Below are 16,388 nucleotides of genomic sequence, written 5' to 3' on the forward strand. Positions count from 1 at the left end.
ATTCGATTTTGCTCTCGTTTTTGGAAATTAGCCTGTACAGTCCATGGAAAGAGAGCCCTTGCCATCAGAGCTTTTGCGGCTATTTTTAAGCATCTGTATTCAAAAAGTTACAAAAAGCTTGCACGCTTTCCTCGCGGAAAAACTCTTCTCAATTTTTGTAACAATAATTAACGGCAAGTAAACCAGGCGCAAACAATTAATAGCCGTACCAGAGCATCAGTTTACCGGCTGGCTCTGTTTACGCAAATAAACACTGGCGTAAAAGTACGAAAAACAACCGCTGCATTTTTTGCTGCAGCTTGTGGTATACTCCGCCGCCTTGACTTTCGTCGTCGCGCTTTAGCGCCGTTTAATAATGAGGAAAATAAATGAGCACACCTGAATTTGCCACTGCGGAGAATAACCAGGAACTGGCACAGGAAGTAAACTGCCTGAAAGCGCTGCTAACGCTGATGCTGCAGGCGATGGGCCAGGCTGATGCTGGTCGTGTGATCATTAAAATGGAAAAACAAATCGCGCAGATGGAAGACCAGGCGGAATCGGCCGTATTTGCTAACACCGTTAAGCAAATCAAACAAGCGTACCGCCAGTAACAAAAAACGGCTGGATGCAGTGCATTCAGCCGTCCACTCGTCTGTCACGCAGAACGTACTCTCTAATCAGATCAGTCCCGTAGCCGCCGCATAACAGGCAATCTGCGTCTTGTTTGGCGCATTAAATTTTTTCTGCATATTCTTCTGATGGAAGTTAACCGTATTCTCTGAAATAGAGAGAATGATCGCTATTTCCGCCGACGTCTTCCCTTCCGCGGTCCATTTCAGAATTTCTCGTTCGCGTTTGCTGAATTTCATCTCAGGCGGCATAACCATCTTATCTTCAAAACGCAGCAGCGCGGTTAATGCCATTTGCACCAGCATCTGCAGCCGCAGCTCTATTTCCTCGCCGGCAAACGGTCCTTCCTGCGCGCGAGTACGGGAAACAGAGAGGAAGCCGAGCGCATGATTAGGCAGCATCAGACACTGCGTTATTCCCGAACGTAGACCGAAGTCCTGCGCCCTATGCCATAATTCCTGAGCATCCGCAAATAATTCGTCCGTCCAGGGTAAATGCCCCTGAATGAAATTCTCCGGCTTTAGCACCGGATCGATGGTGAAATAGTTCTCTGATTGATATTGCGCCAGCCACTGTTGCGGATAAGTGGCATGCACAGCAATTTTAGGCCGCGTAAACGGCACCGGATGGCGCACACAGAGTGAGTAATAATCGAATTCCAGCGCCTGAGTTTGTCGCTGAAGTTCATGATATACCTCGGCGGCACAGGTCAATTCCTGAAACCGCAGGGAGCAATCCCGTCGCCAGGTGAAAAAGTCTGAATCCTTCATACTTACTAAAAGAAGCCTCTGAAAAGATAATCATTATTATGGTGAATATAACCTAACACATAAAACTTATTTCTAACTACAAAATATCGGCACTAGCACAATTAACTGTGCTATGGATAAGGATTATTCTGTTCGGGTAGAATAAAAGAACACCATTTAAGGCGATGAGCGAGAATAATTTGCTCCAGAAGAACTTTCTGGAGCAAATGAGTACATAAATGCTACTGCATAAGGAATTTTTCCAGGAACTGACGGGTTCGCGGTTGCTGAGGGTTAGCAAATAAGCTTTTCGCCGGTCCCTGCTCCACAATCCGCCCCTGGTCCATAAAGATGGCTCTGTCCGCCACGTCGCGCGCAAAGCTCATTTCATGGGTCACGATAACCATCGTGCGTTTTTCCTGCGCCAGCTGGCGGATGGTGTTCAGCACCTCACCCACCAGTTCTGGATCGAGCGCGGAGGTCGGTTCATCAAACAAGATCACGTCAGGGCGCATCGCCAGCGCGCGCGCGATGGCCACGCGCTGCTGCTGCCCGCCCGACAGGCGGCGCGGATAGCTGGTCTCTTTCCCTGCCAGCCCGACTTTGGCGAGCAACTCGCGGGCGCGTGCCGTCGCTTCCTCTTTGGGCTCACCTTTTACAATGACCGGTCCTTCAATAATATTTTCCAGCACCGTGCGGTGCGGGAATAGATTGAAGCTCTGGAACACAAAGCCAACATGCTGACGCAGGCGGCGAATCAACCCTTTCTGCTGGCTGATGGATTTACCGGCATCAATCGTTATCTCCCCAACCCGAATGGTGCCCCCTTCCGGCTGCTCAAGCAGGTTGATACTGCGCAGCAGCGTGGTTTTCCCCGACCCGCTCGGGCCAATAATCGCCACGACTTCGCCCTGCTCAACTTCCAGGTCGATGCCGTGGAGCACCGTTTGCCCGTGGAATTTTTTCACCAGGTTTTTGACGTCAATTGCACTCATTTTGGATCACGCTCCTGGCGGTTAAGCTGGTTTTCAAAGTAGTTTTGCAGAGCAGACAATACCGTCGCCATCACCCAGTAGATCAGCGAGGCGGCCAGATACATGGTGAAAACTTCAAGGGTGCGCGAGGTAATGAGCTGCGCCTGACGGAACAGCTCCGGCACCTGGATGGTTGCCGCCAAAGAGGTATCTTTCACCAGGCTGATGAAGCTGTTGCTCAGCGGCGGAAGCGCTACCCGCGCCGCCTGCGGCAGAATGGCGCGTCGCAGCGTCTGCCACGGCGTCATTCCGATACTGGCCGCCGCTTCCCACTGGCCTTTATCAATCGACGAGATCGCCGCGCGCAGGGTTTCGGAGGTATAGGCCGCCGTGTTAAGCGACAGGCCAATCATCGCCGCCGGGATCGGATCCAGCTCGATGCCGAACTGCGGTAAACCGTAGTAGATCATAAAGAGCTGAGCGATAAGCGGCGTACCGCGAAACACGGAAATATAAAAGCGCGCCAGCCAGCGTACCGGCAGGATGGGCGACATGCGCATTAAGGCCAGTACAAAGCCCAGCACAAGACCGAAGAACATCCCGCCGATACTGAGCTGTAGCGTAAATACCGCACCTTTCAGCAGGAATGGCAGGGAATCAATAACCAGTTGAATACTTTCTTGCATTATTATTTTTCGACCTGATTTTTAGACATGAGGATGATAAGCAAACAGCGCGGGCGCCCCGCCGGTGTGCACAAATAAAATCGGCCCTTCATCCTTAAAGCGTTTCTGCGCAATGCCATCGATAAGCCCGGCCATCGCTTTACCCGTATAGACCGGATCGAGCAGTATACCTTCAAGGCGCGCCAGCAGCTTAACGGCTTCCATCCCCTCTTCATTAGGCGTGCCGTAGCCCGGCGCAAAATAGTCATCCCAGAGCAGGATCTCAGCCCTGGCCTTCAGCTCCAGCTGCTCTGCCACCGCCTGTTGCAGCGCCACTACTTTTGGCTTCTGGTCCGCGACGCTGCGGGAAACCGTCACGCCAATCAGCTCGACATCCGGCAGCAGCTGTTCCAGCCCCACCGCCAGCCCGGCATGCGTGCCCGCGCTTCCGGAAGCGACAACGACCGACGAGAGGCTAACGGCGCCCTCGCACTGCTGGGCGATTTCCAGCGCACTTTCCACATAGCCCAGCGCGCCCAGCGCGTTCGAACCGCCGACGGGAATAACGTAGGGGCGGAAACCCTGCGCTTCCAGACGCGTGGCCAGATCGTCGAGCTGCGCGGTCGGGTCGGTCAACGCATCCACCATCTCCACCTGCACGTTGAACAGGTCTAAAAGCAGACGGTTACCGTTGGACAGATAGTTTTCCGCCCGCGTGCCAATCGGGTTTTCCAGCAACGCCACGCAGTGAAGCCCGAGCTTTGCCGCCACGGCGGCCGTCTGACGAACATGGTTGGACTGAATGGCCCCGGCAGTAATAAGCGTATCCGCGCCTTCGCGCAGCGCGTCAGCCGCCAGAAACTCCAGCTTGCGCAGCTTATTGCCCCCCATCGCCATCGGCGTCACGTCATCGCGCTTAATAAAAATATCGCGTCCCAGGTAATCAGAAAATCGCGGCAGGTACTCCAGCGGCGTCGGCGCACCGATAAACTCCAGACGGGGAAAGCGCGTTAAATTCTGTAGTGACATGGACTCTCCGGTAACTCAGACAAAATGTGATATTTTTCATTATGCACGCAGACGCGTAAGAAATAAAAAAGGCGCTTTTAAAAGCGCCTTTTTTCCAGGTCACCGACTTATTTGGTGACGTCGGCCCCGAACCACTTCTCAGACAACGCCTTCAGGCTGCCGTCTTTCTGCATGGCCGCAATCGCGGAATCAATGGCTTTCACCAGATCCTCGTTGCCTTTACGGACGGCCACGCCGGATTCCTGACGAGAGAACGCATCACCCGCTACTGCCAGGGTATTGTTGGTTTTCTTCACCAGATCCAAAGCGGCCAGACGGTCAACCAGAATGGCGTCGATACGGCCTACGCGCAGGTCCTGATATTTCGTCGGGTCATCATCATAGGTGCGGATATCCACGCCCTGAACGTTCTGGCGCAGCCACTCTTCGTAGTTAGTTCCCAGACCGACGCCGACTTTTTTGCCTTTCAGATCGGCAGCGGATTTAATGGAGCCTTCGTTACCTTTCTTCACCAGCGCCTGAATACCGGACACGGTGTAAGGCGTGGAGAAGTCATACTTCTTCTTACGCTCGTCAGAAATGGTCACCTGGTTAATCACCACGTCAATGCGTTTTGAATCCAGTGACGCCAGCATACCGTCCCATTTGGTCGGTTTCAGGGAGGCTTTAACGCCGAGGTGCTTCGCCAGTTCTTCTGCAAATTCCACTTCAAAACCGGTCAGCTTGCCGTCATCGCCCTGGAAGCTGAAGGGAGGATAGGTTCCTTCCAGCCCAACCAGCAGCGTACCGCGCTCTTTCACTTTATTCAGCAGGTTTTCTGCAGCGAACGTTTTCACGCTCATGCCCGCAACCAGCGCGACGGCCATAACACCCATCAGCGCCTGACGACCCAGAAGTGCAAATTTCATAAATACCCCGATATAGTGGAATTTTTACGTAGTGTAGAGAAATCGCCTGCAACGTCAAAGGCGACTGCGCTACATCTTATTCTTTTTTAATATATATCAGAAGTTGTTCCGGCGAGCGCTTTCTGCTTCACGGAACCCGGCATTTGCACCTTATATTGCGCATACTTGCGCAGCGCAATACGGTAGTTGTTGGTGCTGGTTGCAGGCAGCCACGGCTCCAGATTTTCATCCAGATAACCGGTCTTCAGCAGATCGCGAGAGATATTGTTAACGCTCAGATGCTGCCCAAGACGGCGCAGGCGAACCACATATTCGCGCACGGTGCCGTGGCTCATCTCCGTTTGTTCAAACAGGAATTGTTTGAAGCCGATGATATCGAAGAAGTCGCTTTGCTCTTTGCAGTGGAGATCGCCACAGAAACGGCAAAGCGCCACCCACTCTTTTTGCTCTTCGAGCCACGCGGCTTCATCCATTAACGTGTCGAGGCGAGAGATAGCGATTTTATTCACGATCTCGCCGCGGCGAACCAGCGTGATACGATCGAGTAATTTGTTACAGTGGGCGCAATGCGTCTGGCTGTGTTTAAAGTCTTTCAGGTAGCGGCTTAAAGGCCGTCTTTTAGATTGCTGCACCGTCATGATAACTCCTGGTTGTCAATACGTTGTGCGGCATTTTTCGGGTGATTGGATCACCTATAACTTACCCAGTTTGGTTCGTAAGCGTTTAATGGCCTGGCTGTGCAGCTGGCTAACCCGCGACTCCCCCACCTCCAGAACCGCGCCAATCTCTTTGAGATTAAGCTCTTCCTGGTAATAAAGGGTCAACACCAGCTGTTCGCGCTCGGGCAGAGCTTCAATCGCTTCCATTACGCGCTGGCGTAAATTCCCTTCCATTAAATGGTGTAACGGGTTTTCCTGCTGGTGCTCGTCCGTCACCAGCTCGATGCTATCGCCATGCTCTTCGCGCCACTCGTCATAGGAGAAGAGTTGGCTATTATTGGTATCGAGCAACATCTGACGATACTCTTCAACAGCAATGCCAAGACGTTCCGCCACTTCGGTTTCCGTTGCGTTGCGTCCCAGTTCCTGTTCCAGCTGTCCCATCGCATGCGCCACTTCGCGCGCGTTGCGGCGAACGCTGCGCGGCACCCAGTCGCGGCTGCGCAGCTCGTCCAGCATCGCACCACGAATACGCTGAACTGCGTAAGTCGTAAATGCCGTTCCTTGCAGAGCGTCGTATCGGTCAACTGCATTCAATAACCCGATACCGCCCGCCTGTAGCAGATCGTCAAGTTCCACGCTCGCCGGCAAACGCACCTGGAGGCGCAATGCTTCGTGACGCACCAGCGGGACATAACGCTGCCACAGCGAGTGTTTATCCATTACACCTTCAGCGGTATAGAGTGAATTCACGATAAACAGCCCTGCGTTAGTTGAGTTATCGGCATGATTATCCGATTCTGCAGGGCGTTCAATTGGATGAATAGTGGGTAAAATAAGGGGTTATTTGGGGGTTACCGATGCATGTTGGGATAACATGCATCCTGGAGTAAGAATAACGTCAGCCTTTTTTACACAGCAAGAATATGCTTGAACATAAATCCGGGTATTGATGGCCTAACTCGTAGCACCCTTCAAGATATTGCTTCGAGATGATATCCGTCTGTAAAAGTTTGTCCCACTGGAAATTAGCGAGCGCCTTGAAAAAAATACCCGTGCGATAAACAACGTTAAGTCCTGCAAGGCGGGCATCTCTTTCAAGCGTATCCAGAGAATATGTACAACGATGGCCATGCTGAAACTCAGCTTCCGTCACCGCACTGTTATGCGAGATTAATCCCATTTTAACGGCAATCTGTCGGGAGGCGGCATGCGCATTTGGACACACCAGAAAAAGGTGTCCTTCATCCGTTAACCATTCATTATTAATGCGTTTTAAGAGGTTAACGGGATCGTCAATATGCTCCAGCACATGGGTGAGAACAATATTGTCATAACGCTCCGGCAGTTCAACATCCTCAAAGCGAGAATGCACAAACGATACATTTTTCCCCAGGCGTTCACTGGCGATACTCATCGCCTCTGCCGAGGCCTCCACGCAGGTGATGTCGCTGAATTTTTCTGCCAATCGTGCGGTAAAATCACCTTTAAAACTGCCAAGCTCAAGTAAATTACCGGTTTTAAAAAATGGTGTGAACGCACGGATCATAAAAGGGTGCATCACATCAAAATCAAAGTTATAGGCATACTGATGGTCGGCAGTATCTTTAATTTCCAGATTGTAATCACGAAGGGTCATGTTGTTATCTCACTCTGCAAAGTCATGGTTATCTTTGAAGCGTTTGATCGACCAAAGATAAATCCATGCTTTAGATATAAATGTTGTGCCGACACGTTATTCTCATCGACTTCAAGATTAATTTCAGTCACACCCAGAGACTGTAGATGTTCAATGCTCTGAATTAATAGCTGGCTACCTATACCGCAATGCTGAGCGCCAGGCAAAACGGAAACATGAGTAATAAAGCCCTGCTGACGCTGCGCGTTATAATAGGCTGCAACCAGCCCGATGAGCGCGTTGTCATGCCAGGCTTCGGTTCTCCATGCCCGATCCACTATTTTTTGGGCATAGTCCTGTAACGCGATTACATCGGTGATCGAGGCAATAAAAAGCGGGTCACACTGGTTAAAAAAGACGACGATGTCCTCCGGTGTGGCGCGATTCTGGCAGAACTCCCAGCGAGTCATATTACCCACTCTGCCAGGCCAAATCCGGCTTTGCCAAACGCATTACCGTTATAAAGCAAATAGACTTTTTCGTCGCAGCGGAAAAGGTGCGGGTAGCACTGCATTTCACTGTCCCAGTCATCCACGGACGCCAGCGAGCTCATCTGACTGTCGTCACGATGCCAGTGATGTAAATCATCAGACCATGCGTAGCCCAGACGGTACCCCCTCCCCTGCCCTGTGCGGAAGTCAAAACACTCCCGGAAGCAAAAGACCATATGATACCGGCCATTAATTTCAATCACCGTCGGCAGTGCCTGGCATTCATCATCGCCCAGAACAGAAGGGATAATTTGTCTGCCGTCACGCTGCCAGTCGATACCATCGTTTGATACCGCATGAGCAATTTTATAGATGCGATCCGGAGCTGAATCCGGTGTGCGCTTCTTCCACCCCGTGCCAAAGATGTACCACATATGGAAACGTTCACGGGTATGGATAACAAAGGCATCACCCACTAAGTGTGGCTCGTGCAATGAGGGTCCCATCACGGGCCCGGTACCAAAACGGGTGAAATGTTCGCCATTGTCTGCGCTTAACGCAAGACCAATAGCCGTATCAACCGAGACTGAAACGCGACGATTCCAGCCCGTTGTCCATGCCATGATTTTTCCTTCATGACGCAGAACGTTACAGGGGAAAATACCGTGCTCATCGAATGTACCCAGCTCGGCAGGTGCTATCACCGGCTCGGGACTGATGCGAAGCACCTCCCGCAGAGATTTATCCATATCCACATAGCAGACGCGGCTAATAAACTTTGCTGAGTTCTCCTCTCGTTCACGCGTGGAAAAGTAGATTCGAACAAAGTCATCAAACACCAGCGCTTGCGGAGACTGGGCAAAACCAACCCCATTTGCCAGAGGAGGAAACTGTGACGGCGAATAGATAAGCCCGTGCTTACGCCAGTTCAGAGTTAGCATAATGTTCCCTCAAGTTGTGCCAGTCCAAAGCCGTAGCGCCCTACCTGATCCCCCAGATAAGCCATATAAAACTTGCCATCCAGTTCGAAGACGTGCGGGTAGCTGATCATTTCTGCATCCCATCCGGACGCAGAGACATCAATGCCGGCTTTGCTATCATCCCGATGCCACGAGATCATATCCAGGCTCCACGCGTAGCCAATCCGGTAACCGTTCTGTTTCCCGCGATAATGGGCACTGTAGCGGTAGCAAAAAAACATATGGTATTTGCCGTTGGCGTAAAAAACATCCGGACTGGCCTGTGCCTCGTCCTCTTCGATACGGCTGGGGATCAGATCTTTATTCAGTTTTGTCCAGTTGATGCCATCTTCAGATGTCGCCATGCGAATCTTATAGACCGGCTCTGCGCGGCCATCCACCCATTTCCATTTGCGACCAGCAATATAAAAAAGCTGCCATTGGTTATTAAATCTGCGAATTTTCGGCCCACTCATCACAAATGGCTCATCCGGAGAGTAACCAATTGCCGGACCCGGCCCCGCTTTAACGAAGGTTTCACCCTGGTCATGGCTTACTGCCATGCCAATCGCCACGTTAAACGGCACGGATTCGCAGCGCGTCCAGCCGGCATACCAGGCTTTTACCACATCGTTATCACGCATCACGGAGACGGGATAGGTACCAAACTCGTCAAATTCTCCGTATCCACCCAGCGGGAGAATCGGTTCGCGGGCAAAGCGTAATACCTGGAAGAGATCGTGACGCGCCAAATCCACCCAGGCGGAATAGCTGACATATTTCCCTTGCTCATCAGCAGGCGGGCGGCAGGAGAAATAGACGCGCACGAAATCATCAAAGATCAGCGTCGCAGGAGCCTGCGCAAACTCTCTAAGCCATGGGAGATGGGTGACCTCCTGCGGGGTAAAGACCTTCCCTAATTTTTTCCATGTAAACATATTAAATTAACTCATAACCATGTTGCAGGCGACGAACCACCTCATCGCGAGGGTTAAACATCATGACGTCAATAATGGACAGCCAGGGTATAAATTCCGCGTCAGAATGCCGGTAGTGCCACGGCTGCGGCTGTATAAATTGCAGTTCAAGTCCGCGTTCGATGAAGTCCTGTCGTGAATAGAGCGCCGTGCCTCCCGGAGGATTAATATACGTTCGGACGTTCATCACCTGACAAATATCAATGACGCGATCCTGGGACTTTAAGGCGTGATTCGCGGGTAACGAAGACGAGACAATCAGTTCGCAGGAGAAGCCGAAGTAATCCCGCAGCTCGACTAACCCCCTCCACAGATAATTAAAAAGATTATCATCCGGGTTCTGAATAATGACCTCAACTATCGGCATTACCGCGGAAAAACAGGGTGCGTGACGATACGCGCCAACAATCTGATTGCACAGCTTATTGCGGTCAAACGCAGCCGAGAGCTTCCGCTCCCTGATATCCAGAAAGTCAGAGTCTTTTTTTAGCGGTAGTGAAATTAACGACTCTGCGCCGCGTGTCTGGATACGGTTACGGTTAATCCACCCTTTTTTCGTGTACTTGATGTTGTCATACACCACGAAAGCATCCACTGCCGCCATCAGCTGGAAATAGCCGCAATACGGAAAAAAATAGGGCTGCATGATCGCCAACTTCATCGGTTTCCTTTCCTATCCATTAACAACCAGTGCAGGCTCTGCCGCACGTTCGGCATCGATAAACAGCGCCTGGATAATCTCAATAATGCGACGCTGATCGGCCACCGGCAGGCCCGGATAAATTGGCAGGCAAAGCACCGCATGAGAAATTTCATCCGCCACAGGGAGATGCTGCGCATTCGCCGTCGGGAAGTGGCGATACATCGGGAATGCACTGATCAGCGGATAGAAATAGCGCCGGGCATAGATATTATGCTTGCGCAGCTCTGCATAGATAGCATCCCGACTTACCGCGGAATCTGCCCGAATAAGCACCGGGAAATAGGAGTAATTCCATTCAATATTATCAGCAGGCTTAATGTACTCCAGCGCAGGAAGCGTGGAATCGAGCAGCTCAACGTAGCGTTGATAGATAATTGCGCGTTCCTGCAGCGCGCTGTCAATATACTTCAACTGCAGCAGCCCCATCGCCGCCTGCACTTCATTCATTTTTGCGTTAATACCCGGCGCCATCACGATGGTTTCATCGGCAAAACCAAAGTTTTTAAGGTAATCGATACGCTGTTTGGTTTTGGCGTCATGGCAAATAATGGCTCCCCCTTCAAAGGTATTAAATACCTTCGTTGCGTGGAAGCTGAGCACGGACAAATCGCCATAATTAAGTATACTGGCGTTATCCTGTTTAACACCAAAACAGTGGGCTGCATCGTAAATGACCTTCAGGCCATAGGTATCGGCAATTTTCTGGATGCGCTCCATATCGCACGGAATACCATAGCAGTGGACCGGCATGATAGCGGTCGTTTTAGGGGTAATCAGCTCCTCAATGCGGTCCGGGTCGATATTAAAGGTAACGGGATCAATATCGGCAAAGACCGGCGTCAAATCATTCCACAGCAGGCTATGAGACGTGGCGACAAAGGAGTACGGCGTGGTAATCACTTCGCCAGTAATACGTAATGTCTGAAGCGCCGTCAGCAGTGCAAGCGTGCCGTTGGAGAACAGGCAAACATGCTTTACACCCAGATACGCCGCCAGCGCCTCCTCCAGCTGCTGATGGAATTGGCCACTGTTAGTCAAAATTTTACTTTCCCACAGTGTCTCCAGGTAAGGGATAAACTCCTCAAGTGGCGGAAGAAGTGGACTGGTAACATAGACATTTTTCATAAGTTAATCCTCAGTACCTGATACCTGGAAACTGCGCGGTGCTTCATCAGCACACCATTTTCGCCAGGCCTCACGAAGGGCCTGCTGGAAGGGAATCGCCACATTGCTCTGGCCCTGGGGTGGGATTGTGCTCCGCATGTTCTGGCGCAAAGCGCTGAGGGTTTGCAGCCGGGTTTGCCAGCTAACGGCCTTGTCGAAATAGTCCTGCTGACTTTCCGCCACAAACTCATCCAGCCCGTAGATATGCATGATCTCCAGCCCCTGACGTGCGGGATACGTTGCGCCTGCCAAAGTAAGCGTCGGGACGCCCATCCATATGCCATGACTGGTGGTGGTTCCCCCGTTGTACGGGAAGGAATCAAGCAGCATGTCTACCTCATGGTGCATATGAAGGTAAGCCTCCAGCCCCGTCGTCTTGCGGAAGATAAGCTGCTCATCCGACACGCCCAGCGCATTAAGCTTTTTGCGGTAACGAGCAATCATTGCATCGTCATCCATAAAACCAATCAGCAAGCGTGACGCAGTGTTATGCAGCAAAATACGCGCCCACAGCGCAAAGACCCGATCGTTCAATTTTTTAGGACGATTGAAGCTACCGTAGGTAAACCAGCCGTTCTTCAGCGCTGGCAGTGTATTAACGTCAGGGCTGGACGCATCCGGCTCGAAAAAGTTATCGAGTGGGATCGCGATAAGCTTCTCCGTAAACTGAGCGTCTATTTCAGCACTCCGGACAAACCCGGTGCTGATTATGCGGTAATCAATCTGCCGCATTCCGGTCGTGCCAGGGTAGCCGAGCCAGGTGATTTGCACCGGCGCAGGCTTAAAGGCAAACGCAGGTAAACGCGTCCCGGTGGTGTGCCCCGAGAGGTCAAAAAGAATATCAATCCCGTCGCTGTGGATCTGTTTTGCCAGCTCAACATTATTGAGATGGGTAACGGATAACCACTTCGTAGAGGTGTTACGGAAGTGCTCCGTGACGGCATCATCTTTATCCAGCGTGCTATATCCGTAGAGAGAAAAACGCTCCCGATCCATGCCGTCCCAGAACGGGCGCAGGAAGCGGCTTACGGGATGATTACGGAAGTCACCTGAGACAAAGCCCACGCGCAACGGCCGCTCAGGATCCTTGCTACCCTGCCACGGCAGCGTCAGGTCGAAATTTTTCGCCCATGCGGTCACCAGCTCACCATAGGCAAGATGGCGCTCGAAGAGCACTTCCGGCGAGACAGAAAAATCGTGGGTAAGAACAAACAGCAGGCTGGTGAAACAGTCAAAATCACCCGGCGCAAACTCGAGCGATTTCTCGAGGAAATAACGTGCTTCCGTCAGCTTCTGGTTATCACTGAGAATGATGCCCATCATCGCAAGATGCAGCGGGTTCGTGGCGTTATAACGCAAAGACTCCCTTGCACAGCGTTCAGCCATGGCCATATTACGACGCGCGTGATACACCACCGCCAGCGTGTTCCAGAATGACGCATTCTGTTTATTCAACCGCAGTAGCGTCTGCAGGATCCGGGCAGCATAATGCAGCTCGCCTTTTTTCTGCAGCACGGTGGCCAGGTCGAACCAAATATCCTGTCCGGCAGAGTAGCGGCTCATGAGCTGGCAGAGTGCCAGCAGAGCCTCGTCCCAGTCGCCCATCAGCAGGCTGGCACGGGAAAAGCAGCGAAGCATATGCAAATTATGGGGATCGTTTTCAATCTGTCCCGTAATGTAATCGCGCGCATCTTTCGCCAGACCGGCGGCAATCAGAGCGTTTACTTTTTGGTAGATGAGATCGATATCAGGATCCTGCTCATCCCTCTCCCCCGCCATTATCTGACCGTCAACAAGTAACCCGCCCTGTTGCGACCCGACATTAAGCAGCAAAAGCGTATCAATGTTGCTTTTGAGGTAGTCGACATCCCCCAGGCGCAAAAAACGCTGCAGTGCTTTGCGCCATGCTTCAGGGGAGCCTTTCAACAGCCCTTTCGCCTTCAGTGCAGTAAAGCGCTCGCGGCTTCTGGCCTGATTCACATCCATACCAGCAACCGCGAACTCCCGCTCGTCCTCACTGAGGGCCACACGTTCACCCCAGAGATTAAACGTAATGTCGGCGTCTTGCCCTACCTGAAGGGGAGCAATTAACGTGAGCTCACCTTCAGGCTGAACATTGTAAGGCCCCGGTGAGCCCGCCCAGTGAAGCCCTGGAATTTGGTTGAGAAAGAGATCTTTTAGAGATTCAAGCACGCTCTGGGCGACATCCTCCTCTTTTTCGGGAAGACGCGCGTTACTCACCAGTTGATCAAATGACAGGCTCAGCGGCCATGCGCCGCCAAGCAGATCGAGAATGTGCAGCGTCGTGGTATTTTGCGTCGAGAAAAACTTCCCTTCAGCGTTAGTGTGAGCATTGACGACCTCGCCGCGATCGTTGCGGCAACGTCTGAAATCACCGGCCCAGTGCAGCTTGTTTAACCGGGTAAAATCCAGCGCCGCCGCGTTAACGGCATCATCACGGGAAAGCAGGCCGACGCGTTCGCGACGGTTGACGGCAAAATCAAGATATTGCTGAGCGGCAGTCGACGTCTGCCCCGATGACACCAGCGCGTGCAGTTGATGAATATGCTCGCTAACGCTCTCCCCGCTTTCATACTGAGGAAGTGCATCCCCCACGTAGCGCAGCCCGCAGGATAAGAGACTCTCGGTGAAGCGATGAAACTGAGCGAAGGTATGCGTGGCACGTGCCAGGGCTTCGATAAGGGCAGCGTCGTCAGCGCGCTCCATCTCGAGCACATATTGTTTGATCTCGCCTTCCGGCTGGGTCAATGCCAGATAGCTGAGCATACCGCGGGCAAACGCGACTTTATCTTCCGGTCGTTCCGCAAGACGCGCATGGAAGGCCAACGCATCCTGAACATACTGCGCCGCTGATTCCGGGGAGGTAAACACCTGATGGAAGGCAATGATGCCCTGTGCCGAAAGGTGCCGACGGCACCACTGCAACAACGCATCACGCTCTAACATACTTTCAGGCATGAAGCTCCCGCGAATGAGGATGTAATCGAATTCTCCTGGCGACACGTTCAGCACATCGTTAACACCTGCCGCAACCAGTTCGATATGGGTGATGCCCAGACGCTGCGCCTGTCTCTGCCCCTCTGCAATAGCATCTTCGTTGATATCAATACCAATCCCGACACAGCCAGGCCAGGCCAGCGCGGCGGATAACAACGCATCCCCGTAGCCACAGCCTAAATCAAGGACGCGTGCATTGGCAGGCGCCCCGGCAGGGAACTGATACAGGGCGGCGGCGGCCTGTAAACCCGATAGCGTGAATCGATTATCTGGATACAACATTCAGGGAGGGTTCCGTTAATTCAGTGGTTAACAAAAATAGGTTTGTTGCATCGCTGTTTTATAGCGCTGATACGCTTCGCCGCCTGATTTTTGCGTGGTCACCGTCCAGCTGAACGTGGCGTCGGTGTAGCGAATATCGATCAGGTTCTCCAGCGGCTCGCGATGAATGGCCATCTGCTCAACCGCAGGCAGTGCATCCAGTGCGACAGAAAGTGCGACCTGGTCGAGGAACCACTCCGCATTACCGCGGCGTAGATTCCAGTCAATAAATGTCGCCACAAGCGACAGGTATTTACGCGAAAGCGAGCCCGGAGCCGTATAAACAAAGCCCGCGGGCACCTGCTCCCATGGCGGAGCGCCGTTGCTGTAAGAGAGGACAATTTCGTTCTCCGGGAGATGTTGCTTAATTTCGGCCCAGTTCTTACGAACGAGACAATCTGCATCAAGAACAATCACTGGAGAGGTGAACACGCTCTGTGCATAACTGAGGAAAACAAAACGTCTTGAGGCGTACCAGACGTTGATACCAAAAGCCGGCGCAATCTTTTCGGCTGTCGCCGATATCACCATTCCCGGAAAACGCTGATGCAGCGAATGAACGTGCGCCGTAGTCTCATCATCAGGGTTATAGAGATGCAGGTGAACGTTAAGCTGGTCGCCGTTGGTATGGAAGATCGAACCTAACAGCGTCAGGGCATGATCGAAGTAATAGCGCTTATCGCACGCGACCAGAACCGTGGTTTTTCCATTATTTTCTGCCGGTTTAAGCCACTCGTAGTGCGAAAAATCAGGCTCGTAGTCAGGCATTTTCAACGCGGAAAAATCGATGAACGATTCAGGGCAGCCACCCAGCTTATGAATCCCCATGACAACCATCAGCATGGTTAACGCATCTTCACCAATATACTCAGGATTAGCGGTCAACTGCTGGATCAGCACCTGCATCTGATTAAAATCATCTTCCATCAGACACACTAGCAGCAATATTTTCATCACTATCGGGGATAGGTTCACCACCGTGTAGTAATTTGAAATCAGGAATAACGCGGCCTCAATTTCGTTAATCCGAAAGAAGACCTGAATACCCGCCACCAGAAGATTTATGCTGTCGTCGTGCTGAAGCGCCTCTACGACCCAACCGGTAATGGTTTCGCTCATCTCTTTCGAAAAGGGTGTTGGCTTGCCCTGATTTTTAAAATCAAACGCGGCGTTTGCAACGGCAATCGCGCACAGCATGCGCTTAACGGCGAATTCTTTTTGTGCATCCAGATCGGTTGTTGCATCCATGATCTGGGGTTCGAGCGTGGCGATATCAGAATTTTTATAGTGCAGGATTTCGGTCACGATATGCGCAGGCAATGCATCTGTTTCTGGCAAGTAAATTAGCCGTGAAAATTCATCACGGTAATACTGATGCAGCGATCGTGTACGCTCGAACTTGTTCATCCCGATTCTCTTAGTAAGATTGCGATTCTTACCTATCGTACAAGGGAATATTTGGGATAATGGAAGGAACACCCCCGGGAATAAGGGCTTATTTCGGAGATTGTCTGGCGAGCCAAAAAAAAAGGTTGCTGTCT

General features: G+C 51.9%; 16 protein-coding genes. 1 reads left to right on the plus strand and 15 read right to left on the minus strand.

Going from position 1 to position 16,388, the window contains the following annotated elements; all coding sequences use genetic code 11:
• Positions 1-368 precede the first annotated feature (368 nt).
• Positions 369-593: a DUF2594 family protein gene (locus INF77_RS11285; protein ID WP_014832453.1), complete on the plus strand. Its 225-nt coding sequence runs from the start codon at positions 369-371 to the stop codon at positions 591-593.
• Between the two features lie 66 nt (positions 594-659).
• Here the strand turns inward: INF77_RS11285 and sdiA are convergent, their stop codons facing one another.
• The 15 genes from sdiA to INF77_RS11360 form a co-directional block, all read right to left on the minus strand.
• Positions 660-1,382 (minus strand): transcriptional regulator SdiA, encoded by a 723-nt coding sequence (sdiA, locus tag INF77_RS11290; RefSeq protein WP_028013675.1) that lies wholly within the window; start codon positions 1,380-1,382, stop codon positions 660-662.
• Between the two features lie 221 nt (positions 1,383-1,603).
• Complete coding sequence (gene tcyN / locus INF77_RS11295; RefSeq protein ID WP_028013676.1) at positions 1,604-2,356, minus strand: L-cystine ABC transporter ATP-binding protein TcyN; 753 nt, start codon at positions 2,354-2,356, stop codon at positions 1,604-1,606.
• Positions 2,353-3,021, minus strand: coding sequence for a cystine ABC transporter permease (gene tcyL, locus INF77_RS11300; RefSeq protein ID WP_028013677.1), 669 nt, complete (start codon positions 3,019-3,021; stop codon positions 2,353-2,355). Before tcyL ends, tcyN begins: the two co-directional genes overlap by 4 nt.
• A 21-nt stretch (positions 3,022-3,042) precedes the next feature.
• A complete protein-coding gene (gene dcyD, locus INF77_RS11305) occupies positions 3,043-4,029 on the minus strand; it encodes a D-cysteine desulfhydrase (RefSeq protein ID WP_045260342.1) in 987 nt (328 codons plus the stop codon).
• Positions 4,030-4,136: 107 nt separating this feature from the next.
• A complete protein-coding gene (gene tcyJ, locus INF77_RS11310) occupies positions 4,137-4,937 on the minus strand; it encodes a cystine ABC transporter substrate-binding protein (protein ID WP_193532678.1) in 801 nt (266 codons plus the stop codon).
• A gap of 86 nt (positions 4,938-5,023) precedes the next feature.
• Positions 5,024-5,575 carry a flagella biosynthesis regulatory protein FliZ gene (gene fliZ / locus INF77_RS11315; RefSeq protein WP_028013680.1) on the minus strand — a complete coding sequence of 184 codons (552 nt, stop codon included), beginning with the start codon at positions 5,573-5,575 and terminating at the stop codon, positions 5,024-5,026.
• A 54-nt stretch (positions 5,576-5,629) separates the two neighbouring features.
• Positions 5,630-6,349 (minus strand): RNA polymerase sigma factor FliA, encoded by a 720-nt coding sequence (locus tag INF77_RS11320; RefSeq protein ID WP_014170714.1) that lies wholly within the window; start codon positions 6,347-6,349, stop codon positions 5,630-5,632.
• Positions 6,350-6,497: 148 nt separating this feature from the next.
• Positions 6,498-7,235: a bifunctional 2-polyprenyl-6-hydroxyphenol methylase/3-demethylubiquinol 3-O-methyltransferase UbiG gene (locus INF77_RS11325; RefSeq protein ID WP_193532679.1), complete on the minus strand. Its 738-nt coding sequence runs from the start codon at positions 7,233-7,235 to the stop codon at positions 6,498-6,500.
• Positions 7,232-7,684 carry an N-acetyltransferase gene (locus INF77_RS11330; protein WP_193532680.1) on the minus strand — a complete coding sequence of 151 codons (453 nt, stop codon included), beginning with the start codon at positions 7,682-7,684 and terminating at the stop codon, positions 7,232-7,234. Before INF77_RS11330 ends, INF77_RS11325 begins: the two co-directional genes overlap by 4 nt.
• Positions 7,681-8,646 (minus strand): hypothetical protein, encoded by a 966-nt coding sequence (locus INF77_RS11335; protein ID WP_028013683.1) that lies wholly within the window; start codon positions 8,644-8,646, stop codon positions 7,681-7,683. The genes INF77_RS11330 and INF77_RS11335 overlap by 4 nt, the downstream gene beginning before the upstream one ends.
• A complete protein-coding gene (locus INF77_RS11340) occupies positions 8,640-9,602 on the minus strand; it encodes a glycosylase (protein ID WP_193532681.1) in 963 nt (320 codons plus the stop codon). Before INF77_RS11340 ends, INF77_RS11335 begins: the two co-directional genes overlap by 7 nt.
• Before the next feature lies 1 nt (position 9,603).
• Positions 9,604-10,302 (minus strand): WbqC family protein, encoded by a 699-nt coding sequence (locus INF77_RS11345; RefSeq protein WP_193532682.1) that lies wholly within the window; start codon positions 10,300-10,302, stop codon positions 9,604-9,606.
• Positions 10,303-10,314: 12 nt separating this feature from the next.
• Positions 10,315-11,469: a DegT/DnrJ/EryC1/StrS aminotransferase family protein gene (locus INF77_RS11350; protein ID WP_059358238.1), complete on the minus strand. Its 1,155-nt coding sequence runs from the start codon at positions 11,467-11,469 to the stop codon at positions 10,315-10,317.
• Between the two features lie 3 nt (positions 11,470-11,472).
• Positions 11,473-14,808, minus strand: coding sequence for a methyltransferase domain-containing protein (locus tag INF77_RS11355; RefSeq protein ID WP_193532683.1), 3,336 nt, complete (start codon positions 14,806-14,808; stop codon positions 11,473-11,475).
• A gap of 27 nt (positions 14,809-14,835) precedes the next feature.
• On the minus strand, positions 14,836-16,254 hold the full coding sequence (locus INF77_RS11360; protein ID WP_150144591.1) for a hypothetical protein: 1,419 nt from the start codon (positions 16,252-16,254) through the stop codon (positions 14,836-14,838).
• Positions 16,255-16,388 lie beyond the last annotated feature (134 nt).

This window comes from Enterobacter cloacae complex sp. P1B (assembly GCF_014982345.1).
GTDB classification, from domain to species: Bacteria; Pseudomonadota; Gammaproteobacteria; order Enterobacterales; family Enterobacteriaceae; genus Enterobacter; species Enterobacter bugandensis.